The following is a 25,539-nucleotide window of genomic DNA, read 5'->3' as shown; positions in this document are numbered from 1 at the left end:
ACAACACACACTCCCAAACCCTTTTCTCTTTCTTTTCCAATGCCAAGAATTATCAAATCCGGTCTGATCCAGATGAGCCTGCCGATGACGGAAGGCGAAGGCACCATTGCCGAAATCATGGAGGCCATGATCCAGAAACACATTCCGCTCATCGAGGAAGCCGGCCGCCAGGGCGTGCAGATTCTGTGCTTGCAGGAAATCTTCAACACGCCGTATTTCTGTCCCGGCCAAGACAAAGCCTGGTATGCCTCCGCCGAATCGGTGCCCGGCCCTACGACGGACCGCATGGCCGAGTACGCCAAGAAGTACAACATGGTGATGATTGTGCCCGTGTACGAGCGGGAGTCGGCCGGCTTCCTCTACAACACGGCCGCCGTTATCGACGCCGACGGCACCTACCTGGGCAAGTACCGCAAAAACCACATTCCGCACACTTCCGGCTTCTGGGAGAAGTTTTTCTTCAAGCCCGGCAACATGGGCTACCCCGTGTTTCAGACCAAGTACGCCAAAGTAGGCGTGTATATCTGCTACGACCGGCACTTCCCCGATGGGGCCCGAGTCCTGGGTTTGAACGGCGCGGAAATCGTGTACAACCCATCGGCTACCGTAGCCGGCCTGTCGCAGTACCTCTGGAAGCTGGAGCAGCCGGCTCACGCCGCCGCCAATGGCTACTTCATGGGCTGCATCAACCGAGTGGGTACCGAGAAGCCCTGGAATCTGGGCAAATTCTACGGCACGTCGTACTTCGTGGACCCGCGCGGCCAGATTCTGGCCCAGGCCTCGGAAGACAACGACGAGCTGTTGGTGGCCGAGTTCGACCTCGACATGATTGAGGAAGTGCGCAACACCTGGCAGTTCTTCCGCGACCGGCGCCCCGAGACCTACGACAAGCTGGTCGAATTATAATCGTATCTTACTAAGTGTTTGATTAGCAACGATTGGCGGTGAAATGCCAATCGTTGCTTGCACTTATAGTGCCTGGTAGGTAGCCTCCAACTGCCTGCCTCCTGACCTTTTCCCTTTTGCTTATAGCCCCACCGTTACCCTCTCCCTTTTTGTAACATGGCCGAGTACCAAACCCCTACTTCCGAGCCGGAATTCCACGCCAACTTTGCCCAGATCAAGCCCCGGATGAACAGTTCCGAGGCGCTGTTTGAAAGCTCCCGGTGCCTGTTCTGCTTTGATGCGCCCTGCATCAAGGCCTGCCCCTCCGGCATCGACATTCCGCAGTTTATCCGGCAGATAAACACGGGCAATACCACCGGTGCCGCCCGCACCATTTACGAGGCCAACTATTTCGGCAACGCCTGCGGCAAAGTGTGCCCCACCGAAGTGCTCTGCGAAGGGGCCTGCGTTTATAACCTGCAGGATGTGAAGCCCATCGAAATCGGGCGACTCCAGAGCTTCGCCACCCGTGAGGCCATTGAGCAAAACAAGCCGCTGATGGGCCCCGGCACCCCCAATGGCCGCAAAGTAGCCGTAATCGGCGCGGGTCCGGCCGGTATTTCGGCCGCCTGTGAACTGCGCAGTCTGGGCTACGAGGTTGATGTATTTGAGGCCAAATCCCAGCCTTCGGGCCTGACGGTGTACGGTGTGGCTCCCTACAAAATCACCAACGAGGAAGTGCTGGCCGAAATGGCGTACCTGGAAGGGCAGTTCGGCTTTCGGGTGCAGTACAACCAGCCCATTGCCTCGCGGCGGGAACTGGAGGCGCTGGAAGAATCATACGATGCTATTTTCCTGGGCGTGGGACTGGGCCAGACCAATGCGCTGCTGCTGCCCGGCGAAGAGCGCGCCAACTGCGTGGGCGCGGTAGAATTTATCGAGCAGCTGCGCATGCAGCACCACCGCACGGCCGTGGGCCGCAAGGTAATCGTGCTGGGCGGCGGCAACACGGCCATGGACGCCGCCTCGGAGTCGGCGCGCATGGGTGCTGAGGACGTGATTCTGGCCTACCGGCGCGGCAAGGAGGAAATGGGCGCGTACGACTTTGAGTACGACCTGGCTAAGGGCGTGGGCGTGAAGGGGCTGTTCAACGTGGCCCCGGTCGAAATTGTGGGCAACGGCAAGGTGGAAGGCGTGAAGTTTATCCGGACGGCCACCGTGAACGGACAGGTGCAGGCCGTGCCCGGCAGTGAGTTTGTGGAGGCCTGCGACATGGTGATAAAAGCCACTGGCCAGGCCAAGCAAACCCAGCTGCTGAGCTTGATTCCGGGCTTGCAGCTCGACAACAAAGGACGCATCGTGGCCGATGAGCGCACCGGGCAAACCACTAATCCCAAGTATTTTACTTCCGGTGATGCCCGCAACGGTGGGGCCGAAGTAGTAAACGCCTCGGCCGAAGCCAAAGCCACGGCCCGCGGTATTCACGCCTTTTTAAATGCTGGCTTGTAGTTGTTGGCTTTTCTAAAAGTCAGCCCACTAACAACCAACAATGAACAACCAACAACTAACCAATGCCAGATCTATCCATAAATTTTGCCGGTATTAAGTCGCCTAATCCGTTCTGGCTGGCTTCGGCGCCGCCCACCAACTCGGGCTATCAGGTGATGAAAGCCTTCGACGCGGGTTGGGGCGGCGCGGTGTGGAAAACCCTGGGCGTGCCCGTCGTGAACGTGTCGAGCCGCTACGGTGGCGTCAACTACCGGGACAAGCGCATGGTCGGCTTCAACAACATTGAGCTGATTTCGGATCGGCCCCTGAGCGACAACCTGCGCGAAATTGAGGAAGTGAAAAAGCGCTTCCCCAACCACGCCGTCATTGCCTCCCTGATGGTGCAGAGCCGGCAGGAGTGGCACGACATCGTGCGCGACGTGCAAAACGCCGGCTCCGACGGCATCGAGCTCAACTTCGGCTGCCCCCACGGCATGTGCGAGCGGGGCATGGGCTCGGCAGTAGGGCAGGAGCCGGAAGTGCTCCAGACCATTGTAGAGTGGGTGATGGAAGTGGCCAAGATTCCGGTCATCGTCAAGCTTACGCCCAACATCTCGGACATCACCGAGCCGGCCATGGCCGCCCGCCGCGGCGGGGCCGATGCTATTTCTCTCATCAACACGATTCAAAGCATCGTGGGCGTGGACCTAGACTTGTTTGCGCCCTATCCGATTGTGGATGGCAAGGGTTCGAATGGCGGCTACTGCGGTCCGGCCGTGAAGCCCATTGCCCTGAACATGGTGAAAAACTGCGCCCAGCACCCCGACGTGCAGCTCCCCATTTCGGGCATTGGCGGCATTGAGAACTGGCGCGACGCGGTGGAGCACATTCTGCTGGGCGCCAGCAGCGTGCAGGTGTGCACGGCGGCCATGCACTTCGGCTTCGGCATCATTCGGGAAATGACCAGCGGCCTGGAGCAGTACATGACTGAAAAGGGCTTCCACACGATATACGACATGGTGGGCAAGGCCCTGCCGAACGTGAAGCACTGGGAAGACCTGAACCTAAAGTACAAGGTAACGGCCGACATCAACGAGGAAAAGTGCATTGGCTGCCAGCTGTGCTACACGGCCTGCGAAGACGGTGCCCACCAAGCCATCCGGCTGCAGGAAGGCAGCCGCACGCCCGTCATTATCGAGGAAAACTGCGTGGGCTGCAACCTGTGCTCCTTAGTGTGCCCCGTAGAGGACTGCATCACGATGGAGCGCCGCGACGACGGCACCGAGCACCTCACCTGGAAAGAGCGGACGGAAGCCGGTACCATTCCCACCGAGTTCAACGATGAGCGCGCCGGGGGCCGCCACCACTGGGTGCCCGAGCCAGCCGCCGCGTTGGGCAAGGAAAAGCACAAAACCCTGCCCGGCAAAGCCCGGCAGTATGCTGCCGCCGATGCCGCAGCGCTGGAAGAGGCTTCGCCAACCAGAGCCGATTAGTACCACTTGCTAGGAGCTGTACGCCGGCAAATGGCGTAATGGGCCGTCTGTTGTCTGATTTTCAGACTGCAGGCGGCCCATTTTCTTTGCCTGCCGCTACCAGCACGAAACGTTGCCTACGCAACTGCAGTAGTGATTTAAGTAAATTTTTTATTGCGTAAGTACTAGTAAATGAGGGTCAAGCGAATAGGTTAAAATAAAAGTTATATTTATTATTGCTTAAATCACAAAATACGCTTTCTTTGCTAACGATACACTTCTACATACTCCACCTACTGTAGAGCTAATAATTTACTGGGTCCTCACAAACAGTAGTATATGGAACGGTACAGACACTATTCCGACGCGTCGCGCCTCGTGCTGCCGGTGGTTGACGTTCTCTTGATTTATGCTGCCTTCCGGCTGGCGGGCAAAATGATCTGGGGAACCTGGCAGTTCACGGGCTTCTACCCCTTTTGCTTCGTCATATTCGGCCTGCTCTGGTGGCTGCTATCGGGGCAGTTCGCCAACATCTACCGGGTCGATAGGCTAATTACCTATCCCGAGAAGCTGCTCTATCTGATGCGCACCTTCCTGCTGCACGCCAGTATCATGCTAGCCGTGATTCTGGCCCTGGAGCTGCACTGGCTGTCGTTGCGCTACATCTTCGGGGTCTACAGCTTCGCCGTAACGGGCGTGGTGGGGGCCCGGTTCCTGATAACGTTCTGCTACCGGGCCTACCATCGCCACATTGCCCGCCCGCACTCCCGCTTCGTGATTGTGGGCGCCGGCGACAGTGGGCAGGAGCTCTACCGCTTCCTGGAGTCGCACGACCCGATTGGCAACCAATTTCAGGGCTTTTTCGCCGATGAGCCTGTGGCCGACGGTCTGCGGCCCTACGTGCGCGGCCCACTGGCCGAGCTCAAAAACTACTGCCTGCGCACCACCGTCGACGAAATCTACTTCACGCTGCCCCTCGACCGGCACGAGCTGATTGAGGACCTCTCGCAGTTTGCCGACGACCATTTCCTCTCGTTCCGTATTGTGCCCGACTTCAGCGGTACCGTGCGCCGCGAAGTGAACGTGTACTTCTACGACCATATGCCCATTCTTACCATCCGGCACCAGCCCCTGGGCATTCGCACCAATCAGGTGCTGAAGCGGGTGTTTGATATTGTCTTCTCGCTCTCGGTTATTCTGCTGGCCTTTCCCTTCATTATGCCGGTGCTGGCTCTGCTCATCAAGCTCGATTCGCCGGGCCCCGTGTTCTTTAAGCAGATGCGGCCCGGCAAGCGCAACCACCTGTTTCCGTGCTACAAGCTGCGTACCATGACGGCCGACCACCGCCAAACTGAGCTGCAGGCCACCTTCGCCGACCCTCGGGTGACGCGCGTGGGCCGCTACCTGCGCAAGTACAACCTGGATGAGCTGCCGCAGTTCTTCAACGTGTTGCTCGGGCATATGTCGGTAGTGGGGCCCCGGCCCAATATGGTGTCGCAATTGGAGGAGTATTCCAAGCACATCCGCACCTACCAGATGCGCCACGCCGTGACGCCCGGCATCACGGGCTACGCCCAGGTGAACGGCTACCGGGGCGAAACCCGGGCCCCCCAGGCCATGCGCAAGCGGGTGGAGTACGACCTGAAATACATGGAAAATTGGTCGTTTGGGCTTGATATGAAGATTATTGGCCAAACGGTCTGGAATATGATACGCGGCGAGAAAAACGCCTACTGATTCTTTATCCTGCGGGCCTGCCCGAATTATGCCTTACGCTTGATATGTAGCCCCGGAAAAAGGGAAGGGGAGGAGGTGGTTTTGTCTGCTTGAACCTAACCAGAACGACCAGTAGAGCTGCCTCCACTTCTTCCCAAACCCGGTTTTGCCCACTGCCTCAACTGCCTGCCGCTATGCTGCCCAAACGCCTCGTTCTGGATTCGTGGATTTCAACCGGTACCCCGGCGGAGTTCGTGACGGCCATTCTGACGCTGGGAGCCGCCCGGTGCTCGGCCTACGTGTGCTGTGCCAATGTGCACATGCTGGTGGAAGCCCACCACCACGCCGATTTTCGCCGCATTCTGGATGAGGCCTCCATTGTAACGCCCGATGGTAGCCCGGTAGCCGCCGCCGTGGGTCTGTTCCATGGGCAGCCTCAGCAGCGCGTAGCCGGTATGGACTTGCTACCGGCCCTGCTCACGGAAGCCGCCCGGCGCGGACAGTCGGTGTATTTCTACGGTACCACCGAAACGGTGCTGGCAGCCATGGTGGCCCGGGCCCGGCGCGAGCTGCCTGACCTGAAAATTGCCGGCACCCACTCGCCGCCTTTCCGGCCCCTGACGCCCGAAGAAGATGCTGCCGAAGTAGCCGCCATCAACGCCGCCGACCCCGATTTGCTGTTTGTGGCCCTGGGCTGCCCCCGGCAGGAGCGCTGGATGGCCGCCCACCGTGGCCAGATTCGGAGCTGCATGCTGGGCGTAGGCCAGGCTTTCCCGGTATATGCGGGCCTGGAGCGCCGCCTGCCCACCTGGGCGCGCCGCCTATGGCTGGAGTGGGCCTACCGCCTGTATCTAGAACCCAAGCGGCTCTGGAAGCGCTACCTGCACACCAACACGCAGTTTGTATACCTGATTGGGCGGCGTGCACTGGCCTACATGGTTGGGCGGCCCCAGGTGCCGGTCGGGAGCGAATGATCCAACTTATATATCGGTAGAATACATCTATGCCAATAGCATAGGATGTATTATTATGGACAATAATTATTTACAATTGATTAATATAAAAAATAATTAATAAATATTATTGATAATATACCAATATGTTCTATATTTCATCATCTAAGGAATAGCGAGTAACCCAGGCGTTACCTAAGAGCTCGTCTTCTCTTCTCCTTTCTATTTCCAACCAGTATCCCCACACATATGAAAGCAGTAATACTTGCGGGCGGCTACGGCACCCGGATCAGCGAAGAAAGCGGCGTGCGGCCTAAGCCCATGGTGGAAATCGGCGGCAAGCCCATTCTGTGGCACATTATGAAGATATATGCCCACCACGGCATCCGCGACTTCGTGGTATGTTGCGGCTACAAAGGGCATATGATTAAGCAGTATTTCTCTGATTATTTCCTGCATAATTCCGATGTGACCTTTCGAATGGACCGCAACGAAATGCAGATTCACCGCAGCAATGCCGAGCCCTGGACGGTGACGCTGGTTGATACCGGCCAGGAAACGATGACCGGCGGCCGTTTGCGCCGGGTGCGCGAGCATCTCGACAACGAAACCTTCTGCCTGACCTACGGCGACGGGGTAGGCAACGTTGACATTCAGGCCGCCATTGAGCACCACCGCCAGGAAGGCGCGCTGGCCACGCTCACGGCCGTGCGCCAGCCGGGCCGTTTCGGGGTATTCTCGCTCGGCGACGAGTCGAGCCGCATTTCCAACTTTATGGAAAAGCCCGAAGGCGGCGAAACGCCCTGGATTAACGGGGGCTTCTTCGTGCTGGAACCTGCCGTGTTCGACTATATCGACAACGACGACACGGTGTGGGAAAAAGGCCCGCTGGAGCGTCTGGCCGCCGATGGAGCCCTGGCCGCCTACCGCCACACCGGTTTCTGGCAGCCCATGGATACCCTGCGCGACCGGAACATGCTGGAGGAAATGTGGAGCGCTGGCAAAGCCCAGTGGAAAGTGTGGGGCAACACCGTAGCGTCGCCCGCCCCCGACCCCGTGCTGACCGACATCATGACTTCGGCCGTGACGGCCCCGGCCGGCCAGCGCGTAGCCGCCGCTACGGTGCGCCCCAACGCCTAACACCCAATCCGCAAGAGGATTGAATGCCTTCCGCCCCGGCGCGGCTGGAATCCTATTGCCTTCACTTTCTCAACTCAACCTCTCGCTTTATGCAACGCATTCTGATTACGGGCAACATGGGCTACGTCGGGCCCGGCGTGGTGCGCCACCTGCGGCGCCAGTTTCCCAAGGCCGAGCTGATCGGCTACGACATGGGCTATTTCGCGCACTGCCTCACCGGGGCCCAGCGCCTGCCCGAGTCGCGCCTCGACCGGCAGCTATTCGGCGACGTGCGCCACCTACCCGACTCGCTCCTCCAGGAAGTAGACGCCGTGGTGCACCTGGCCGCCATTTCCAACGACCCGATGGGGCAGACCTACGAGGACGTGACCCTGGAAATAAACTACCGCGCCGGCATCTGGCTGGCCCGCCGGGCGAAGGCCGCTGGGGTGAAGTCATTCGTGTTTGCCAGCAGCTGCAGCATGTACGGCGCCGGGGGCGAAGGAGCCAAAACCGAGCAGTCGGAGCTGAACCCGCTGACGGCCTACGCCCGCTCCAAGGTGCTGAGCGAGCAGGAACTGGCCCCGCTGGCCGATGAGAGCTTCCGTATCACCTGCCTGCGCTTTGCCACCGCCTGCGGCTGGAGCGACCGGCTGCGGCTGGACTTGGTGGTGAATGACTTTGTGGCGGGAGCCGTGGCTACGGGCCGCATCAGCATCCTGAGCGACGGCTCGCCCTGGCGGCCCCTGATCCATGTGCAGGATATGGCCCGCGCCATTGAGTGGGCCATTGGCCGCCCGGCCGACTGCGGCGGCGTGTTTCTGGCCATCAATGCCGGCTCGGAGCAGTGGAACTACCAGGTGCGTGACTTGGCCGCCGCCATTGCCGACATCATTCCGGGCACGGAGGTGCAGCTGAACCCCGCCGCCCCGCCCGACAAACGCTCGTACCGCGTCGATTTCAGCCTGTTCCGCGAATTGGCGCCCAATCATCAGCCCCAGCGCACCCTCGTGGATACCATCGAGGAGCTGCGCGACGGCCTGATTGGAATGGGCTTCCGCGACCCGGAGTTCCGCTCGTCGCAGCTGATGCGCCTGCGGGTGCTCACCAATCTGCGCGAAACCGGCCAGCTTGACGAAAGCCTGGTATGGGCCACCGACAAGCCCGGTAAAGCAACTGAAAAAACAGCCGAACCCGTTGAGCTGGCCTTATCCTAACTGCTGACCGACCTATTCTTTCCATTTCTGCCACCGCTACACCTCTTTTCTTATGATCTTCACGGAGACTGAACTACCGGGCGCCTTTATTATTGATGTGGACCGCATGGCCGATGAGCGCGGCTTCTTTGCCCGCTCCTGGTGCGCCGACGAGTTTGCGGCCCACGGCATTCTGATGCCGCCGCTGCAGGCCAACGTATCCTCTAACCCAAAAAAAGGGACGCTGCGCGGCATGCACTTCCAGCTGCCGCCCCACGAGGAAACCAAGCTCGTGCGCTGCACCCAGGGCGCCATCTACGACGTCATCGTGGACCTGCGGGAAGAGTCGCCCACGTACGGGCAGTGGCTGGGCGTAGAGCTAACAGCGGCCAGCTTCCGGATGCTGTTTGTGCCCGGCCGCTTTGCCCACGGCTTCCTCACGCTCACCGACAACACCGACGTGTGCTACCAGGTATCGGCCAAATACGCGCCGGGCGCCGAGCGGGGCCTGCGCTGGAACGACCCGGCTATCAACATTCAGTGGCCTTTCGAGCCCAGCCTGATTTCCGAAAAGGACCGGAATCATCCTGATTTTCATCTTTTAGTACCCGAAATCCAAGTCGAAGCCAAGATGATGGACTAGCCGCCGGCCGGGCAGTGGTGCGCCGCTGCCCGGCCGCTGCCTGTTCGGGCTTTATTTCCCCAACCTTACCCGACACACACATATGATACTAGTAGACAAAGCGCTGGCCGAGCGGCAGCGCCTGGGCCAGCCTATCCGCGTGGGCATGGTAGGGGCCGGCTTCATGGCCAAGGGCGTGGCCCGGCAGATTTGCCGCTACGTGGCCGGCATGGAGCTGGTCGCCATTGCCAACCGCACCATCGACAAAGCCCGGCAGTGTTACGAGGAAGCCGGCACGCTGGCCCCGCGCGAAGTGGGCTCGGTGGCGCAGCTCGAAGCCTGCATTGCCCAGGGCCTGCCCGCCATTACCGACGACGCGCTGCTGCTGAGCCGGGCTGAGGGAATTGATGCTATTATTGAGGTGACCGGGGCCGTGGAGCACGGCGCGCACGTGGTGCTGGAGGCCATCCGGCACGGCAAGCACATCGTGCTGCTCAATGCCGAGCTGGATGGCACCGTGGGCCCGATTCTGAAGGTGTATGCCGACCGGGTCGGCGTCATCTACACCGTGGCCGACGGCGACCAGCCGGGCGTCACGCTCAACCTGGCCCGCTTCGTGAAGGGCATCGGGGTGAAGCCCGTGCTGTGCGGCAACATCAAGGGCCTGCACGACCCCTACCGCAACCCGACTACGCAGGAAGGCTTTGCCCGGCAATGGGGCCAGAATCCGAGCATGGTGACCAGCTTTGCCGACGGCAGCAAAATCAGCTTCGAGCAAGCCGTTATTGCCAATGCCCTCGGCATGAATGTGGCGCAGCGCGGCATGCTGGGCCCCACTGTAGCGCCTGGCACGCCCATTAGCAAGGCCGCCGAGTGGTATCCACAGGAGCTGCTGCTCGACGGCGGCCCTGGCATCGTAGACTACGTAGTGGGGGCCGAGCCGGGGCCCGGCGTATTTGTGCTGGGCACCATCGACGACCCGGTGCAGCAGCACTACCTCAAGCTGTATAAATTGGGCCCCGGGCCGCTCTACTGCTTCTATACGCCCTACCACCTCTGCCACTTCGAAACGCCGAGTACCGTGGCCCGCGCCGTGCTCTTCGGCGACGCCGCCCTGGCCCCGGCCGGCCGCATGCTGGTAGAAGTGGTAACGGCCGCCAAGGTTCCGCTGTTTGCTGGCCAGACGCTGGACGGCATCGGGCACTACCACACCTACGGGCTGGCCGAAAATGCCGCCGTGGCCGACCAGGAGCGGCTGCTGCCTATCGGCGTGGCCGAGGGCTGCATTCTGCGCCACAACGTGCCCAAAGACCAGGTGCTGACCTACGACGACGTGCTGCTGCCCAAAGGTCGCCTCATTGACCAGCTGCGCCAGGAGCAGGCCGCCTACTTTGGCCCAGCGGCGCCAGCCAAAGTAGCGGCTACGGCCGACGCCGCCGTAGCTGGGGAATAAGGCCAGGGAAGTTTTTGAACGTATTACAACAGCGGGGCCGCTCTTCATTTTGAGGAGCGGCCCCGCTGTTTCTGGGCCGGGGCAGCAAGGTTCTGTTGCTTGGGCAGGCCGCTGGGCGAATCAGCAGCTATACCGTATGCGGGAAGGATTTTTGCCATACGGTACAGATCTGAGGCTTATTTGAACAAAGCCAGCGGAATAAGCTCCAAAGCTGGAACCGACGCTAAGCAAAACTGCGAACTGGTGAACGGTAGCCCCGGCGGGGGCCGCATATCGGTAGTAAATAGGGCCGGCACAAGAAAAGCCCCAGCGGAGCGACACCTATCGTTGTACCGATTGTGCCGCCCCGCTGGGGCTTGGCTTTCCGCGCTGCTTAGAAGGCTGCCAGCGGTACCGTAGACTCGGATTGCACTGGCGTAGGAGTGGGCGGCGCGAGTATTATGGCAGGGGGTAGGGCTGGCTGCGGTGCCGGCGGCGGCCAGCCCTGCCGCGCCCGGCTCTGAATGAGCCGGCGGCTGGCCCATACCTCGCGCCAGTGCTGCCACACGTAGCGGTAGGCCGGCAACGAGCCCCGCTCAAATAGCAGCGAATAGCCCAAAATAGCCAGCTGCCGCGGAATGGCCCGCAGCAGAAATCCGGCCGCTTGTTGGCTGGGCGTATTTTTGATGAGCAGCAGCCATTGGTTTTTCACGGCGTCGGTTTTGATGGCCCCGGCCAGCCGGCGGCGCAGCCGCAGGTTGGCCGGCAGAAACTGCCGGGGGTGCAGGGCCCGGCAGCTGGGCTCAAACCAAGTGTGCCAGCCGTAGAGGTTGCCGCGCCAGGCTATGTCCCAGTCTTCCTTGTGGGCAAAGAAGCGGGGGTCGAAAAAGTGGCCTTCTACCCGTAGGTCATCAATAAAGCGGCGCCGAAACAGCGGCAGCGCCCCATCGGCCCCATCCACGTAGCCGGGCGTAAGGTTGGCCTCACTCACGCGCTGCCGGTGCAGCCGCAGCCGAAACCGGCCATCGGCCAGGGAGTCCATGCCGGCACTGTCGATGTAGGGGTCAGCCTCCCGGCTCTGCACTAGCAGCCCACACACCGTCCCGATTCGCTCATCGTGCTGCATGGCGGCCACAGCCTTGGCCAGGTAGTCGGGCTGCATTTCGATGTCGGGGTTTACCAGCAGCACGTAGTCGGAGCGGGTCCGGTCGAGGGCGTAGTTGTGGCCCCCGCAAAAGCCGGTATTCTCGCTGAGACGGTGCAGCTTCAGGCGGGCATCGGTGGCGGCCAGGGCCTCTACTCGGGCGCAGGTATCGTCGTGGGAAGCATTATCGACCACCCAAAACTCAAAGTCCTGGTAAGTCTGGGCCAGGGCGGAGCGCAGGCAGGCCTCCACAGAGTCGGCGCTGTTCCAGGAGACGAGGGAAAGCAGAACGGAAGGCATACGGAGCAGATGAAAAGTGAAAAGCCGCTGATAACGCCAGTTTTGTGCGTCAACGCGGCTGAAAATGGCTACGCCGGCACCGCCTCGGGCAGGGCCTGCTGCAGCGTGCGGCGCAGCACCTTGATATCTACCGTCAGGTCGTCGCGACGGTCAGCGTTGGCACTTTGGGCCGAGGCATCGTCGCGGCGGCTGATGAGAGGGTAGTGGGGCATGTCGAGGCGCGAAGTCAGGTCGAGGTAGTCGGCCACGATAAGGTTGCGGGGCAGAAACTCGATAAGCGGCGTACCCGGCTGGCAGAATACGATATTGACCAAACCGGCCCCCACCGGCCCTACCACGGCCCGAGCCCCGGAAAATAGCGCCACTTTTTCGCGCAGGCTCAGCTCGCTCAGCGCGTAGCTCTCAAAGCCATAGCCGGCCAGTAATTCCTCTACCTCCGCTTCATTCCGCACCTGGCGAAACGAGGCGTCGCGGCGTGTTACGTACACCAGCGAGCTGAACGGCCGGCTGCTACCCGAAGAGGGTGGCAGAAACGCCTGGCGCATAAACTCACCCACCCAGCGCGGGGCGTGCCGGCCACCGCCCCGTACCGAGGAAGTAACAACCAGCCGCTCGGCCCGTAGGTGAGTATTGCCTTGCACATCGATAATCTGCTCGTCCCGGATGCCTAGCTCTCGCAGGGTTTCCACGGCAAACCGGTGGTTCCGGTCGTAGATGAGAAAGTAGTCGATGGACTCCCAGAGGCCGGCTTCCTGCACCAGATGCAGGCGCGGCAGCGAGTCGAGCAGCCAGTGGTAGTAATTGCCGATGGCCGCGCCCCCGCCTGACAGCAAACTACATACCGTGCCCGCTATTTCGCGGGGCGGCTGAAAGTAGCTCTGGCGGAAAATCGGGTGTTCGGCCGGCGGGGCCAGGGCAAAGGTAGTGGGCGAAAATTGCAGCGACACGTCGCCTACCAGCTGGTTGTCGGCCGCTATGATGGCTACGCTGTTGATGTCATCGACGTTGATGCGGCCGTTTTCAAGTGTCAGCACAAACGCGGCGGGCATGTGTTCCTGCGCCGCTACCGGCTCATAATAGCTCGGGCCGCAGGTTTGAAACACTTCCGGTACCTGCAAATAGGATTCGTAGGCAGGATAGATTTCGGTGTAGGTAGCGCCGCTGGCGTTGGCGGCGAGCTGACGGCTGACGGCGTGGGTGCCCAACGGCCGCAGATGGCGGTGGTACGGAATAAGCTCCCGCAGCACACGGCCCGCGCGGCGCTGAGCTCGGGCAAGAAGGTCGTGCATGGTGGTAGGGACTAGGGGGCTAAACAGGGGAAACAAAGGCCGACATATCCGGAAATTCCGTCAGGCACAGTACCGTGGCTACCCGTGGGAAGGAAGAGGCGTGCCGCAGCTCCTGCTTCAGCGTTTCAAGGTTCACCAGCAGGTGCTCGCTCCAGGCTTCGCGGCGCGACTTGATGGGTCCCGCCACTGGCTCCGATACCAGAAACTGGTGCGACAGGCCCAGACGGTAGCAAAGCTCCGGGTATTCCATCACCGTAAAATGCTTCGGGAACATCTCGATAACAGGGGTGCCGACGGGCGCAAAAACCAGGTTGGCCAAACCCGCGCCGGTGGGCGCTACCACCATTTTGGCCCCGGCAAACAAGGCAATCTGCTGGGTAAAAGTGTAGTCGCTCAGTACATGCGACTCGAAGCCATACGGGGCCAGCATTTCTTCCACATGGTCCTCATTCAGCACGTGGCGGCCGGGAGCGTCGCGGCGGCTCAGGTACACGTAGGGGCTGAACTGCTGGGGCGCAGCAGCCGGTAGCAGGGCTTGGCGCAGAAAGTCGCAGGCCCACTCCGGGTTGTGCGTGCCCTGCCCGCGCACCGGCGAAGTTACCAGCAGGCGGTCGGCTACTAAGTGGCCGTGCGTGCTTACGTCGACGATCTGCTCGCTGCGGATACCCAGGGCCAGCAGCGAATCGACGACGAATTGCCGCTTTTTGTCGTAGATGAGAAAGTAGTCGATAGACTCCCAGAGGCCGGCTTCCTGCACCAGGTGCAGGCGGGGCAGCGAGTCAATCAGCCAGTGGTAGTAGTTGCCGGTAGCGGCGCCGCCACCCGACAGCAGGCTGCATACCGTGCCTCGCACCTGCACCGGCGCTTTAAACCAACGCTGCCCGAAAATGGTGTTGTCCTCGGGCCGCGCCAGGTCGGCACGGGCCACATCGTACTGAAAGGAAGCGTCGCCTACCAGCTTATTGTCAGCCGAAAGTACGGCTACGCTCAGCGTGTTGTCGGCCAGCAGGCGGCCTTGCTCCAGGGTAAGCACAAAGGCGGCGGGCTGCTTTTCCGTCCGATTGGGTTTGGCGTGCAGCCCGCCGTAGTCCGATATCTGGGCGTAGAGCTTGTCGGTGACGGGCCACTGGGAGAGATAGGCCGGGTAAATTTCCCGGTAAGTGGCCCCGCTGCCGGGGTGGGCCGCCAGCTGCTGACTGGAGCCATGTACGCCCACAGGACGAAAACGAAGATTATGCGGCACCAATTGCCGCAGTAAGCGACCAGCGCGGCGCTGAACACGGGGTAACAAGTCGCTCATGAGTGAGACGTTTGGGGTTAGGTTTCGAGTTCCAGTTCACGTTGCTGCGACGACTTCCGTACCCGCTCCATCAGGCGGGTTACCCGTTCACGCAGCACGTTTAGGTCCACTGTCAGGTTTTCGCGGCTGGCGTCGCCGTGGTTGTCGGCCAACTCGGGGCTTTCGCCAATGAGCCAATCGTAGGGCTTACCCAGGCGGGCACTCACCTCGCAGTAGTCGCCGAGGGCAAAGCTGCGGGGCAGCAGCTCCAGCAGGGGCGCTTCGATCGGCGCGAAGATGATGTTGGCCAGCCCGGCCCCGATGGGCGACACCACGGCTTTGGCCTGGCTGAAGAGCTCCACTTTTTCGGCGAAGCTGAGGTCCGACAAGGTGTAGGTCGTAAAGCCGAACTCGTCGCGGAGCATGGCTTCCACTTCGGCGGCCGGTAGCACCACCCGGGCCGGCGCATCGCGGCGCGAGATGTAGATATAGGGATTGAAGTCGCGGGTGCGGCGGGCGGGCAGAAATGTTTCGCGCAGAAAGCGGAATACCCAGTCGGGGGTGTGCACCCCCCGGCCGCGCACGGGCGAGGTGAGCACCAGCCGGTCGGCGCGCAGGTGGCGGTGAGTATTCACATCAAGCAGCCGCTCGGGCCCGATGCCCAGGGGCTCCAGCGTTTCGAGCATAAAGCGCAGGTTACGGTCGTATACCAGAAAGTAATCCACCGTATCGAGCAGGCCGGCTTCCTGCAGCAGGTGCAGGCGGGGCAGGGAGTCGACGAGCCAGTGGTAGTAGTTGCCCAGCGCGGCCCCGCCGCCCGAAAGCAGGCTGCACACCGTGCCCCGCACCCGGATTGGCTCGATGAAATAGCTTTGCCGGAAGATGTTGTTGTCGCGGGGCTGCACCGTGCGCCAGTCGCCGCGGGCATACTGAAACGACACGTCCCCGATGAGCTTATTATCGGCCGAAATGACGGCCACGCTGTTAAAATTGTCGGCGTAAATGCGGCCGTTGGCAACTTCCAGGGTGTAGGCGGCCGGTACTTCCTCGCGGTGCGGGTACTTGTCGTAGATGGGGCCGGCCTCGTACAACGCCGGGGGCATGTCGAGGGTAGAAGTGTAGGCCGGATATAGCTCCTGGTAGAAAACACCACTGTCTAACTGGTTGGCCAGCCCTTTGCCCGTAGGATGAATTCCGGTAGGGCGAAAGTGAGTATTAAATGGAATAAATTCCCGGAAGAGACGGCCAGCGCGTCTTCGTGCCCTGGTTAGCACATCATACATAAGAGTGGGAACGACAAATGTGTGGTTGTAGGAGTGAGTTAGGCCAGAGCCTGGAGCGGGGAGTACTGGACTGCCTGCCGCCAGTCGGCGGCGGCAATAACGGCGCGCAGGCCCTCGGTAAGCCCAATCTGGTGCTGCCAGCCCTGCGCGTGCAGGCGGCTCACGTCCAGTAGCTTGCGGGGAGTGCCGTCGGGGCGGGAGAAGTCGTAGATAATTTCGCCGGCATAGCCGGTCAGCTCGGCAATCAACTCGGCCAGTTCCTGAATGGTAATGTCGCGGCCGGTGCCCACGTTTAGGGGTAGCGCCTCGTTGTAGTGCAGCATTAGGTGCAGGCAGGCATCGGCCAGGTCGTCGACGTGCAGAAACTCCCGGCGCGGCGTGCCCGTGCCCCATATCGTGACGCGGGGCAGGCCCTGCTCGGCGGCTTCGCCAAACTTGCGCAGCATGGCCGGCAGCACGTGGGAATTGGCCAGGTCGTAGTTGTCGCCGGGGCCGTAGAGGTTGGTAGGCATCACCGAAATGAAGTTGCAGCCGTACTGCGCCCGGTAGGCCTCACAGAGCTTGAGGCCGGCAATTTTGGCAATGGCGTAGGGCTCGTTGGTGGGCTCCAGAGCCCCAGTCAGCAGGTATTCTTCCCGAATGGGCTGCGGGGCCAGCTTGGGGTAGATGCACGACGAGCCCAAAAACAGCAGCTTCCGAACCCCGTGCACCTGGCTCTGGTGCAGCACGTTGTTCTGAATCATCATGTTGTCATACAGAAAATCGGCGCGGTAGGTGTTGTTGGCGTGAATGCCGCCCACTTTGGCCGCGGCCAGCAGCACATATTCTGGCTGCTCGTCGGCAAAGAAGCCGGCCACCGCGGCCTGGTCGCGCAGGTCCAGCTCGGCCGACGTGCGCACCACCAGATTACTATACCCAGCCCGGCGCAAACGACGCACCAGGGCCGCCCCAACCATCCCCCGATGGCCGGCTACATATATTTTAGCGTGTTTATCCATTGCAAAAGGTGAATTTGTGAAGTGGTGAATTTGTGGATTTGGGAAGTGGCGAGATTGTGAGTTGTCGTTTGATCTGCACGGCTTGCGCTAGTAGAACAACTCACCATTTCATCACTTCACCACTTCACTTATTCATCATGGTACATCACCTGGTGGCCGGCTTCGAGCAGCACGGTGTCGCGGCGGAAGAGCTGCACATCGGCCTGCACCATGTCCCGGACGAGGGCCGGCAGGTCGTACTGCGGCTCCCAGCCCAGCTCGGTTTTGGCGCGGGTCGGGTCGCCAATCAGTAATTCTACTTCCGTAGGCCGGAAATAGGCGGGGTCCACGGCTACCACTACCTGGCCGGTCGGTACCTGGTAGTCGGGGTTGGTGCAGGCCGCCACGTAGCCCACTTCGTTTACACCCTCGCCCACGAAATTCAGCTCGATGCCTAGCTCGGCAAACGCCAGCAGCACGAAGTCGCGCACGGTGGTTGTCACGCCGGTGGCAATAACATAGTCGCGGGCTTCCTCCTGCTGCAGCATGCGCCACATGGCTTCCACGTAGTCGCGGGCGTGGCCCCAGTCGCGGCGGGCGTCCAGGTTGCCCAGGTATATTTTCTGCTGCAGATTCATGCCGATACGAGCTACGCCCCGCGTGATTTTGCGCGTCACGAAAGTCTCGCCCCGCATCGGCGACTCGTGGTTGAACAGAATGCCGTTGCAGGCATACATCCCGTAGGCTTCGCGGTAGTTTACCGTAATCCAGTAGCCATACAATTTGGCCACGGCGTAGGGCGAGCGGGGATAGAAGGGCGTGGCTTCCGACTGCGGTACCTGCTGCACCAGCCCGTAGAGCTCCGACGTGGAAGCCTGGTAAATGCGGGTTTTCTGCGTCAGGCCCAGAATGCGCACCGCTTCCAGCAGCCGCAAGGTGCCCAGCCCGTCCACGTCGGCCGTGTACTCGGGCGTGTCGAACGATACTTTCACGTGCGACATGGCCCCGAGGTTGTAAATCTCGTCGGGCTGCACTTCCTGCACGATGCGGATCAGGTTGGTGGCATCGGCCAGGTCGCCGTAGTGGAGCTTAAACCGCACGTTGGCTTCGTGCGGATCCTGGTAGAGGTGGTCAATCCGGTCGGTGTTGAACAGCGACGAGCGGCGTTTGATGCCGTGGACTTCGTATCCTTTGCTTAAGAGCAGCTCGGCCAGGTAAGAACCATCCTGACCGGTAATTCCGGTAATAAGTGCGCGCTTCATACGAACCTGAAAATAACGAGGTGAATCAGAGGGAACAGTTCAGTTCAGGGCAACCCTATATTTTGCCCGTATAGAACTTTAGTATCAAATTATTGCATTTAAAATGTTAAAAGCAATAGCATGGATAAAAATATTTATTTTAAATATCGGTAAAGTCAAATTAGGCGATTCGACCAAGTTCTTGTTGCAGCCTTGGGTTTGCCAGTAGCCGTGCCAGAGCAGCGGGCATAAACGACAAAAGCCTGACCCTCAGAGAGGATCAGGCTTTCGACTAGGATACGATTTGGCTCTAAGGCCGAACGTTACTTGCTGACCTGGATGCTTTTACCCGTCAGGGAACCTTCGGTGAAGCGCAGGAAGTAGTTGCCGGCGGGCAGGCTGCTTACGTTGAGCTTCTCGGTCGAAACACCTTTCTCGAAAGCAATGGCCGAGTTCTGCATTACGGCGCCGCTCTGGTTGAGGATGGCTACGCGCATCGTCTCGGTTTGGGCGGCGTTCAGCTCAATGCTCAGCTCGTTGGTCATGGGCGAAGGATACGCCGTTACGCTGCCAATCAGCGACGAAGAAGGCGTCAGGTTCTGGCGCGACTGAATCGAGGTAGCCGTGCCGGTGCTCTGTTTCCACACTTCTACGGCCGAAAGGTTGGCGTAGCCGCCCGAAGTCGATACGTTCAGGGTGCCGTCAGTAACGTTGGCCGTGAACGGACCTACTTTCTCCCACTTGCCAGCCGAGCCGCTATTGTAGCCCGAGCGCACCGTCTGGCCTTCTACGATGATGTTAAACGTCTCGGGGCTGTTGTCTTCCCACACGTAGAGATACACGTTATACGTACCGTTGGGCACGTTGCCCATGTTCAGGCCGGTCGTGTTGCCGTACACTGCCGAGCGAATCATGCTGGCGCGGGTAGCGTCGGTGGCCGGGTTCAGCGTCACGTTCTGGTTGGCGAAAGGCGTACCGATAACCTGTACTCCAGCGGCGCCGCTGCTGGCCTGCCAGGCGTTGCCGTCGAGCGTTACGGCCGGGCCGTTGATGTTGATAGCGCGGAAGAAAGTGGCCGTGGGGTTCACCACTACGGCATTCACCGTTACGGTAGCAGCACCAGAGTTGGTGGTAGCCCCGGCGTTGTCGGTAGCACGAGCCGTTAGGGTCAGGGTGCCAGCCGTAGCGGCCGTGTAGCTGAGCTGGTACGGGGCCGAGGTGTCCTCGCCGAGCTTGGTAGCGCCGTTGAAGAACTCTACTTTCGTTACCGTGCCATCGGCGTCAGCAGCCGTAGCCGCCAGGTTCAATACGGTGCCGGTCGTTACGCTCGAGTTGCCGGGTGCGGTCAGGCTCACGGTTGGAGCCACGTTGGTCGGGGTAGCGTTGCCAGCCCATACTTCGATACCCGAAAGGTTGGCGTAGCCGCCCGAAGTCGAGGCGTTCAGGGTGCCGTCAGTAACGTTGGCCGTGAACGGACCTACTTTCTCCCACTTGCCAGCCGAGCCGCTGTTGTAAGCTGAGCGCACTGTCTGGCCTTCTACCAGGATGTTGAACGTTTCGGGGCTGTTGTCTTCCCACAGGTAGAAGTATACCTGGTACGTGCCATTCGGAACTGCAATGGCAGCTCCCGTCGTGTTGCCGTACACCGACGACCGGATCATGGCGGCGCGGGTAGCGTCGGTAGCGGGCGTCAGCGTAATGTTCTGGTTGGCGAAGGGCGTACCGATGATCTGAACGCCGGCGGCACCGCTGCTGGCCTGCCAGGCGTTGCCGTCGAGGCTGATGGCGCTGCCGTTGATGTTGATACCCTTATAGAAGGAGCCAGCTACGGGCGGCTGTACTACGCCGGTTACGGTTACCGTAGCCGAGCCCGAGTTGGTGGTGGCCCCGGCGTTGTCGGTAGCACGGGCCGTTAGGGTCAGGGTGCCGGCCGTGGCGGCCGTGTAGCTGAGCTGGTAAGGAGCCGAGGTGTCTTCGCCGAGCTTGGTAGCGCCGTTGAAGAATTCCACTTTAGCAACTGAGCCATCGGCGTCAGCAGCCGTAGCGGCTAGGTTCAGCACGGTGCCGGTCGTTACGCTCGAATTGCCGGGCGAGGTCAGGCTTACCGTGGGTGCTACGTTCGGAGGAGTGCCGCCCCCACCGCCGTTGGTGTTCGGGCCAGTACCGATGGTGATGCCGTTCTGCTGGAGCTTGCTCACCCAGCGGGACCACTCGGCCTGTTCGGTTTGCAGGGTGATGGGGTTGGGCAGGTGCTGGGTGTTGGTGTGGATCTGGTAGCCGTAGTCGCCGTTGTCGTTGCGGTCGGGGTAGGGGTTGTTGGCGCCCCACTTGACCATGCCCATGGTGTTGTTGTCGACCACGTGGTTGCCGAAGACGGCCTGCTGGTAGAAGTTGAAGATGGCGATGCCGCAGTAGGTAGCGTTGAGCTTCTGGCCGTTGGGCAACAGGCCGCTGGTGACCATGCGGTTGTTGGTGTAGCGCACGTGGTGGCCACCGGCGATGTTCATGGCCGAGTTGCACGTGGACACAAACTGGTTGTTCGTGGCATCGAGGTAGCCCTGCTGCGAGTCGCCGGTGCCGTCGATGATCATGCCTGTGCCAGTGAAGGCGTTGCCGGTAGCGGGGTAGGGGTAGGCGCCCTGCACGTAGTTGTCGTGCACGTTCATGGGGCTGCTGGCTACCCCACCCGAGTTGTAGAAGTTAATGTTGTCCTCTACCAACGAGTTATTCGGCTCGTTTACTACTTGGTTCCAGGCTACTTCCACGTTGCCCAGGTTTTTTACCTGGTTGGCGCTCAGAAAGTTGCAAAATGTGCCGCCGCCGTTGCGGTAGCGGCCGTCGATGTTCTTGGCTATATTCCGACGCACTTTCAGCGTCTGGGCTGCCGAGCCGTCGCCGCTCCACTGGTAGATGGCGATGCCGGTCGTATGTTCGAAGTAGTTATTCTCGATAGTAACCGACTTGGCCGAGTTAATTTCGAGGAAGCGGCCGTGCCGCTCGTTGTCGATGCTTTGCTGCAAGCCGTAGCCACGGTTGTTGCGCACAATCACATTGTAGCCGCCGGAATTGCCGAGAATCAGGTCGCCGGCACCGGCCAGAATGCAGTTCTCAATGATTACCGGCTGAGTCGTCTGAATGGAGATACAGGGTACCCGCGAATCAGTGCTGCGGTAGTTGCCGGTGTAGGTACCACCCTGGGTGATAGTAATCGGACCGGAGTACGTCACATTGGGCGCTTGGCCCTGAGCCCGGAGTGACGCGGGAAAAAAAGATGAGACCAACAGCACGAGCGCCAACAGGGGCAGAAAGTGTGTACCAGAGGAGGCGTTCCGGTTGAAGAGGAACTTGGATCCAGAGGTGTTTTGCATTCTGTGTGTTCTTTAAATGGTAAACCCTATATAGGGATGCTGTGAAAAACCCGGCATAAGAACAAATTGTTTCATTTGCCGTAATTGTTTTTTTACAATTGCCTTGTGGAGCTTTCCAGCGCGCTTTCTCGGGCGATTCTGGCGTATGTCACGCCTTTGGCACCTGGCTTCACCTACTCCTTTACTTTCCGACCACGCGTATCGCCGGAGATAAAAAGAGAAGGCAAAGGCCCTAATAAGCATATTTAAGAGCTTTTATCAACTTCACAAGACCAACATCATCTAGCGGTGCTTCTCTTAAGTGCCGCAGTTCAACTCTTTTTTCGGTACAATCTAAAACGCCTTGTAAGAGGCTGTAAAGAGCACTTTGCAAAAAGTTAATCGGTTGAAGACTTGTAATAGTCCTAAATCCGATATCGAGGTTCAATGCAAATGTATAAAAATCATTTGTTATGCAAGACGCATGTCATAATAATGTATATTGTACTTAAATAAGATGTTCTTTAATTAACTATACTGTACTTTGCCTATATAGGCGGCTTGCGCGGTTTTAAGGCTAGTTGAATGGCTGTCAGGGCAATAAAAAAAGCACCCGGTAGGGGTGCTTTTTTTTATTGCGGCTTAACTTCCTGTTGCAGCCAGTCGGGAGCGGCTACAAATCAGGGCTTTGACTGGGTAATGGCTAGGGCAGCCTCCGCATCTGGCCCTAGCCGGATGTGCTGCTTCTCCAGTTTGGCATTCCAGCGGGTCCACTCGGCCTGCTCAGTCTGCAGGGTGATGGGGTTGGGCAGGTGCTGGGTGTTGGTGTGGATCTGGTAGCCGTAGTCGCCGTTGTCGTTGCGGTCGGGGTAGGGGTTGTTGGCGCCCCACTTGACCATGCCCATGGTGTTGTTGTCGACCACGTGGTTGCCGAAGACGGCCTGCTGGTAGAAGTTGAAGATGGCGATGCCGCAGTAGGTAGCGTTGAGCTTCTGGCCGTTGGGCAACAGGCCGCTGGTGACCATGCGGTTGTTGGTGTAGCGCACGTGGTGGCCACCGGCGATGTTCATGGCCGAGTTGCACGTGGACACAAACTGGTTGTTCGTGGCCTCAATATAGCCCGTGGCAGCCAGCTCCGAGGTGTTGGTGCCGTCGGTTATCATACCCGTGCCAGTGAATTTGGCGGCTGTTGCCGGGAATGGGTACGCGCCCTGAATGTAGTTGTCGTGCACCCGGATGGGGCTTTCGGCAGTGCCGGACGAGTCGTAGATGTTGATGTTGTCCTCTACCAGCGAGTTGTTGGGCTCGTTAATCACCTGGTTCCAGGCAATTTCGATGTTGCCCACGCCGTGCACCTGGTTGAGCGAGATGCAGGAAGCCGTGGTGCCGCCGCCGTCCCGGTAGCGGCTGTCGATGTTGCGCACCTTGTTGCGCAGAATTTTCAGTGTCTGGTTGGCCGAGCCGTCGCCGCTCCACTGGTACACGGCAATGCCGGTGGTTTGAATCAGCAGGTTGTTTTCCAGGCGCAGGTTGCGGGCCGAGTTGATTTCAATGAAGTGGCCCCGGCTGGTCTGGTCGCGGCTGGGGCGCAGGCCCTGCCCGGTGCAGTGCTCCACGGTCAGGTCGGCGCCGCCGTTGGGCACGTCTATCAAGTTGCCGGCCCCGCTTAGCTGGCAGCCCCGCAGCGTCACGGGCTCATTGGTCATGATGCGGATGCAGGGCACGGCCGAATCGGTGCTGCGGTAGGTGCCGGTATACACACCACCCTGACGAATGACCAGCGTGCCGACTTCGGTGGGGGCGGTGAGCTGGGAGCCGGGAAATAGCAGGCAGGTGCCGCTAAGCAGCCAGCCCACGCGCAGGGACAGAAGTGAAACCATAGCGGGGTGGGGCTGATTACTGATCCAGAAAAACCTGAAAGTCGTGCAAGGCTACTGCCTGCTCCGGCCGTTCGAGGTGGAGCAGCGGCACCTGGCCGTAGAAGGAGGCCCACATGGAGTAGGAGCTGGGCGGGCCCAGCACGTAGTCGCAGGCGGCCAGGGCGTAGAGGTCTTCCACGAAGTGGCCGGTGGCCGGCTGCACTTGCAGGCCGGTAAAGTCGGCCAGGTTCAGCTCCTCGTTGGAACACAGCAGAAATACCACCTGCTGCTGGGCGGGCAGCTGCTCTTTCAGGGCCCGCATAGCCCGGGCGTAAGTGGCATTGTCGTAGAAATACGCGCCGTTATTATAGGTAGCATAGTCGCCGCGCCGGATGTGCACGCCTACCACCACCTCGGCCGACTGGCGCAGGTGGCCAAGCAGCGTGGCTACGGCCGTGCGGTGGGGCGCAATAGGCGCAAAAAGCTGCCGTAGCAGCGCCCCGTGGCGCGAAAAGTTGCGCTTATCCCGAAACTGCCAGCCGTGGGCCAGCACTAGCCCGCGCCGGGCGGCGTCGAGGTAAGCGGGTTGGTTGAGGTCGTAGTCTTGGCCGGGCTGGTCGGTGAGCAGGGCGGGGCGGCGGGGCAGCAGGCGGCTGGCGCTTTGCAGCAGGCCAAAAGCGCGCGGGTGCTGCACCAGGTCCAGCATCCGGTCGAGGCGGGGCTGGCGGAAGGCGTGCAGCCGCACGGGCAGGCCACCGAAGTTGCCGGTGGCCGTGGCTTCGAAAAACGGGGCGTAGCCGCCAAAGCTCGGGTTGGCCAGCTCGTAGCCATACTCTGCCGCATTGGCCAGAAAGTGGGCAAACAGAAACAGGCGGTTGCCTAGCTGCCCGGTGCGTTTCACGAGAATAACCACGGCGAGAAAGAGTAGAAATACGTGAGCTAGAAGTTAAGAAAATCAAACTGCAAAAGCACGCGCTACAATGCCTGCAAAGCTGGCTAGGGCGCTTAAAAAGAGCCCGTATAGCTCAGGGCAAACCTGGAGCTGGACCTGACGCGCTGACCGCAGAATTAGCCGTGCAAGAAATAGCCGGTGAGGCGGCGAGCGTAGCCATTGAGCAGAAACAGCGGCACCAGGGGCGTGGGGCAGTTTTTGAGGGCGAAATGCGTGAAGTTGCGTAGGTTGCCGCCCCCGCGGATGCCGAACAGATGCTGGTAGTAGCCCTGTAGGCTGCGGTGGCGGCGGGTCTGTTCCTGGCCGCTTTCCTCGGGGTAGGTCAGCAGGTGGGCGTCGTAGTTGATATACACCGGGAAGCCGTGCCGCCGGGCCACGCTGGTAAAGTCGAAATCGGCCAGGTAGTGGGGCAGGCGCTTTTCATCGAAGAGGCCGATGGCGGCAAACACGGCGGCGGGAATGAGCAGCCCCCGGCCGGGCAGGTAGGTAACGGGGTGCAGGCCGTGGCGCTCCTCGGGCCCAAGCGTGGCCAGCAGGTCGCGGCGGGTGTGGGTCAGCCAGCTGAATACCTCGCCGCCGTACACGGGCTGGCGGGTGTGCACGTCCAGCTCCAGCGGGCCGAGCAGGGCCGTGGGCATCCGCTGGGCCCAGTGCAGCATCCGCTCCACAAAGTCGGGGGCGGCCACCACGTCGTTGTTGAGCGTCAGCACCCGGTCGGCGCCCTGTTGCAGGGCCCGCCGGATGCCGGCATTCACGCCGGCCGTCCAGAACAGCTGCCCGGTGCCTTCCACCACTTCCACCTCCGGAAACTGCCGGCGCAGCTGCTCCCCGGTGCCATCCGTCGAGCCATCATCGACGACGATAACGCGGAAATCGGGCTGGGTTTGCTCTTGCAAGGAGCGCAGGCAGGCCTCGGTGAAGGCCCAGCGGTTGAAAACGGGAATAACGATGAACAGCATGGCGACGGAAAACAACTGGTAAGGCG

General features: G+C 60.4%; 19 protein-coding genes. 9 read left to right on the top strand and 10 right to left on the bottom strand.

The features are described from left to right. The first annotated feature begins 39 nt into the window (after window positions 1–39). From LGH74_RS08480 to LGH74_RS08440, 9 genes are all read left to right on the top strand, one after another. Window positions 40–906 carry a nitrilase-related carbon-nitrogen hydrolase gene (locus tag LGH74_RS08480; protein ID WP_226174551.1) on the top strand — a complete coding sequence of 289 codons (867 nt, stop codon included), beginning with the start codon at window positions 40–42 and terminating at the stop codon, window positions 904–906. A 156-nt stretch (window positions 907–1,062) separates the two neighbouring features. After that, window positions 1,063–2,394, top strand: coding sequence for an FAD-dependent oxidoreductase (locus LGH74_RS08475; RefSeq protein WP_226174549.1), 1,332 nt, complete (start codon window positions 1,063–1,065; stop codon window positions 2,392–2,394). A 62-nt stretch (window positions 2,395–2,456) separates the two neighbouring features. Continuing rightward, on the top strand, window positions 2,457–3,866 hold the full coding sequence (preA, locus tag LGH74_RS08470; RefSeq protein ID WP_226174547.1) for an NAD-dependent dihydropyrimidine dehydrogenase subunit PreA: 1,410 nt from the start codon (window positions 2,457–2,459) through the stop codon (window positions 3,864–3,866). A gap of 318 nt (window positions 3,867–4,184) precedes the next feature. Next, complete coding sequence (locus LGH74_RS08465; protein WP_226174545.1) at window positions 4,185–5,582, top strand: undecaprenyl-phosphate glucose phosphotransferase; 1,398 nt, start codon at window positions 4,185–4,187, stop codon at window positions 5,580–5,582. A 173-nt stretch (window positions 5,583–5,755) separates the two neighbouring features. Continuing rightward, window positions 5,756–6,535 carry a WecB/TagA/CpsF family glycosyltransferase gene (locus tag LGH74_RS08460; RefSeq protein ID WP_226174542.1) on the top strand — a complete coding sequence of 260 codons (780 nt, stop codon included), beginning with the start codon at window positions 5,756–5,758 and terminating at the stop codon, window positions 6,533–6,535. Window positions 6,536–6,763: 228 nt separating this feature from the next. Continuing rightward, window positions 6,764–7,654, top strand: coding sequence for a glucose-1-phosphate cytidylyltransferase (gene rfbF / locus LGH74_RS08455; RefSeq protein WP_284439289.1), 891 nt, complete (start codon window positions 6,764–6,766; stop codon window positions 7,652–7,654). Between the two features lie 89 nt (window positions 7,655–7,743). Then, window positions 7,744–8,850 carry an NAD-dependent epimerase/dehydratase family protein gene (locus LGH74_RS08450; protein WP_226174539.1) on the top strand — a complete coding sequence of 369 codons (1,107 nt, stop codon included), beginning with the start codon at window positions 7,744–7,746 and terminating at the stop codon, window positions 8,848–8,850. Window positions 8,851–8,902: 52 nt separating this feature from the next. After that, on the top strand, window positions 8,903–9,472 hold the full coding sequence (rfbC, locus tag LGH74_RS08445; protein WP_226174537.1) for a dTDP-4-dehydrorhamnose 3,5-epimerase: 570 nt from the start codon (window positions 8,903–8,905) through the stop codon (window positions 9,470–9,472). 82 nt (window positions 9,473–9,554) lie between these two features. Then, on the top strand, window positions 9,555–10,904 hold the full coding sequence (locus LGH74_RS08440) for an NAD(P)H-dependent oxidoreductase (RefSeq protein WP_226174535.1): 1,350 nt from the start codon (window positions 9,555–9,557) through the stop codon (window positions 10,902–10,904). 373 nt (window positions 10,905–11,277) lie between these two features. On the opposite strand, the gene LGH74_RS08435 is transcribed toward LGH74_RS08440, so the two are convergent. From LGH74_RS08435 to LGH74_RS08390, 10 genes are all read right to left on the bottom strand, one after another. Then, window positions 11,278–12,327: a glycosyltransferase family 2 protein gene (locus tag LGH74_RS08435; RefSeq protein WP_226174534.1), complete on the bottom strand. Its 1,050-nt coding sequence runs from the start codon at window positions 12,325–12,327 to the stop codon at window positions 11,278–11,280. Between the two features lie 68 nt (window positions 12,328–12,395). Continuing rightward, entirely contained in the window at window positions 12,396–13,616 is a 1,221-nt protein-coding gene (locus tag LGH74_RS08430; RefSeq protein WP_226174532.1) for a glycosyltransferase family 61 protein, read from the bottom strand. A 19-nt stretch (window positions 13,617–13,635) separates the two neighbouring features. Next, the gene (locus tag LGH74_RS08425) at window positions 13,636–14,859 is read right to left on the bottom strand and encodes a glycosyltransferase family 61 protein (protein WP_226174530.1); all 1,224 of its coding nucleotides are present in this window, start codon (window positions 14,857–14,859) and stop codon (window positions 13,636–13,638) included. Window positions 14,860–14,933: 74 nt separating this feature from the next. Next, the gene (locus LGH74_RS08420; protein ID WP_226174528.1) at window positions 14,934–15,998 is read right to left on the bottom strand and encodes a glycosyltransferase family 61 protein; all 1,065 of its coding nucleotides are present in this window, start codon (window positions 15,996–15,998) and stop codon (window positions 14,934–14,936) included. A gap of 218 nt (window positions 15,999–16,216) precedes the next feature. Then, window positions 16,217–17,176 carry a GDP-L-fucose synthase family protein gene (locus tag LGH74_RS08415; protein ID WP_226174526.1) on the bottom strand — a complete coding sequence of 320 codons (960 nt, stop codon included), beginning with the start codon at window positions 17,174–17,176 and terminating at the stop codon, window positions 16,217–16,219. Between the two features lie 128 nt (window positions 17,177–17,304). Beyond that, on the bottom strand, window positions 17,305–18,417 hold the full coding sequence (gene gmd, locus LGH74_RS08410) for a GDP-mannose 4,6-dehydratase (protein WP_226174524.1): 1,113 nt from the start codon (window positions 18,415–18,417) through the stop codon (window positions 17,305–17,307). A 302-nt stretch (window positions 18,418–18,719) separates the two neighbouring features. After that, a complete protein-coding gene (locus LGH74_RS08405; protein WP_226174522.1) occupies window positions 18,720–21,623 on the bottom strand; it encodes an Ig-like domain-containing protein in 2,904 nt (967 codons plus the stop codon). Between the two features lie 800 nt (window positions 21,624–22,423). Beyond that, window positions 22,424–23,623, bottom strand: a complete 1,200-nt coding sequence (locus tag LGH74_RS08400) for a hypothetical protein (protein WP_226174521.1) — start codon at window positions 23,621–23,623, stop codon at window positions 22,424–22,426. A 16-nt stretch (window positions 23,624–23,639) separates the two neighbouring features. After that, window positions 23,640–24,515, bottom strand: a complete 876-nt coding sequence (locus tag LGH74_RS08395; RefSeq protein WP_226174519.1) for an alpha-1,2-fucosyltransferase — start codon at window positions 24,513–24,515, stop codon at window positions 23,640–23,642. A gap of 155 nt (window positions 24,516–24,670) precedes the next feature. Continuing rightward, window positions 24,671–25,513 carry a glycosyltransferase family 2 protein gene (locus tag LGH74_RS08390; RefSeq protein WP_226174517.1) on the bottom strand — a complete coding sequence of 281 codons (843 nt, stop codon included), beginning with the start codon at window positions 25,511–25,513 and terminating at the stop codon, window positions 24,671–24,673. Window positions 25,514–25,539 lie beyond the last annotated feature (26 nt).

This window comes from Hymenobacter lucidus (genome assembly GCF_020447265.1).
GTDB classification, from domain to species: Bacteria; Bacteroidota; Bacteroidia; order Cytophagales; family Hymenobacteraceae; genus Hymenobacter; species Hymenobacter lucidus.
Note: the sequence above shows the minus strand (reverse complement) of the source record. Positions and strands in the feature narration are given on the sequence as shown.

Bases quoted from the DNA above. Each gene is read 5' to 3' on its own strand.
- LGH74_RS08465 (WP_226174545.1), top strand. From the start codon at position 4,185: ATGGAACGGTACAGACACTATTCCGACGCGTCGCGCCTCGTGCTGCCG.
- LGH74_RS08460 (WP_226174542.1), top strand. From the start codon at position 5,756: ATGCTGCCCAAACGCCTCGTTCTGGATTCGTGGATTTCAACCGGTACC.
- LGH74_RS08435 (WP_226174534.1), bottom strand. From the start codon at position 12,327: ATGCCTTCCGTTCTGCTTTCCCTCGTCTCCTGGAACAGCGCCGACTCT.
- LGH74_RS08390 (WP_226174517.1), bottom strand. From the start codon at position 25,513: ATGCTGTTCATCGTTATTCCCGTTTTCAACCGCTGGGCCTTCACCGAG.
- gmd (WP_226174524.1), bottom strand. From the start codon at position 18,417: ATGAAGCGCGCACTTATTACCGGAATTACCGGTCAGGATGGTTCTTAC.
- rfbF (WP_284439289.1), top strand. From the start codon at position 6,764: ATGAAAGCAGTAATACTTGCGGGCGGCTACGGCACCCGGATCAGCGAA.
- LGH74_RS08450 (WP_226174539.1), top strand. From the start codon at position 7,744: ATGCAACGCATTCTGATTACGGGCAACATGGGCTACGTCGGGCCCGGC.
- LGH74_RS08420 (WP_226174528.1), bottom strand. From the start codon at position 15,998: ATGCCCCCGGCGTTGTACGAGGCCGGCCCCATCTACGACAAGTACCCG.
- LGH74_RS08430 (WP_226174532.1), bottom strand. From the start codon at position 13,616: ATGCACGACCTTCTTGCCCGAGCTCAGCGCCGCGCGGGCCGTGTGCTG.
- LGH74_RS08475 (WP_226174549.1), top strand. From the start codon at position 1,063: ATGGCCGAGTACCAAACCCCTACTTCCGAGCCGGAATTCCACGCCAAC.
- preA (WP_226174547.1), top strand. From the start codon at position 2,457: ATGCCAGATCTATCCATAAATTTTGCCGGTATTAAGTCGCCTAATCCG.
- LGH74_RS08480 (WP_226174551.1), top strand. From the start codon at position 40: ATGCCAAGAATTATCAAATCCGGTCTGATCCAGATGAGCCTGCCGATG.
- LGH74_RS08440 (WP_226174535.1), top strand. From the start codon at position 9,555: ATGATACTAGTAGACAAAGCGCTGGCCGAGCGGCAGCGCCTGGGCCAG.
- rfbC (WP_226174537.1), top strand. From the start codon at position 8,903: ATGATCTTCACGGAGACTGAACTACCGGGCGCCTTTATTATTGATGTG.
- LGH74_RS08415 (WP_226174526.1), bottom strand. From the start codon at position 17,176: ATGGATAAACACGCTAAAATATATGTAGCCGGCCATCGGGGGATGGTT.
- LGH74_RS08400 (WP_226174521.1), bottom strand. From the start codon at position 23,623: ATGGTTTCACTTCTGTCCCTGCGCGTGGGCTGGCTGCTTAGCGGCACC.